A 1158-nucleotide genomic window follows, 5' to 3' on the forward strand; every position below is an offset into this window, starting at 1 on the left:
CCTGCACCACCGCGCCACGCTCCACGCCTTGGGAGGCCAGAGCATCCACCGCAGCGTTGATGTCGGGCACACTGGCGACAAAGTGCGTGAGCATCGGGCCGTGTTGTGCCACACGTGCCTGCAGCGCCGGTTCATCCATGTCAAACCAACGTCTAGCCCCCGTCGGTACTGATGGTACCGCTATTGTATTGATAGCAATGATCTCCAGGTAGGCGGTGCGGTGCTCTGCGGTGGCAATCTTCAGCAGCCGGTTGTGTGTGCCCATCAGCGGGTGTTCACCACCCGGGCCGGGCGTGACGCCCAGCGTGGCTTCACACCAGGCCACGCCCTGCGCCAGGTCAGCGGCCATCACCACCAGGTGGTCGATGGACGACGCCAGGGGGTCTATGGATGCCATGTTTACAGCAGCACGCTGCCGTTGATACAGGTAACCGCATCACCACCCACCCAGACCTGGCCACTGGCATCCTGGCGGATGTGCACGCGCCCCTGCACGCCCAGGCAGGTGCCCTGCGCCGCGGTGTACTGCTTGGGGGCATGGCCGGTGGCAATCAGCCACTGCGCCAGGCTGGCGTTGAAGCTGCCGGTGACCGGGTCTTCGCCCACGCCCTTGCCGTGGTCGAAGAAGAAACGCACTTCCACGGTGGGTTGGTCAGCCGTGTCGCCGTCAGCTGAAGTTGTTGCTCCACCACCACCGCCGCCGACAAAGGCCCGCGCCTCGCGGTTGGAGCGGCCAATCAAACCCGTGGCGGACCCAGCCGCATCTTTTGCGGGCTGCACCGTGGCCACCCCCACACCACTGATGCCAGCAGCGCTGAGCACGGTGTTGAGGTGTACAGCGTCGGGGGTCAGGCCCAGTAGCACGGACAGGTCATCGACCAGCAAACCGAAGTGTGCAGGCCCGTTGTTCAGGTGCTGGCTGGCGACGATGTCGGCGAGCGGCAGACCCAGCGCATTGGCCAGCGACGCCACCAACGCGGGCGTGGCATCGCTGCGGCGCAGCGCGGGCGCGGCAAACGCGGGGCGGCCGCCGGCTTGGTCGATGTGGATCAGGCCAACCTTGCACTGCTGTACCACCAGCCCGGGCTTTCGCGGTACACCGCCGTGCTCCAGCCAGGCGTGGCAACTGCCCAGCGTGGGGTGGCCAGCAAACGGCAT

2 protein-coding genes are annotated in these 1158 nt (G+C 66.4%); both read right to left on the reverse strand.

From position 1 onward, the window contains the following. A partial coding sequence (locus tag AC097P_RS24490; protein ID WP_479613017.1) for a VOC family protein occupies nt 1-397 on the reverse strand: 397 nt, incomplete at its 3' end. Between the two features lie 2 nt (nt 398-399). Further along, the coding region (locus AC097P_RS24495) for a PhzF family phenazine biosynthesis protein (RefSeq protein WP_479613018.1) at nt 400-1158 on the reverse strand (759 nt) is incomplete at its 5' end.

This window comes from Rhodoferax sp. ZS1R8 (assembly GCF_056521325.1).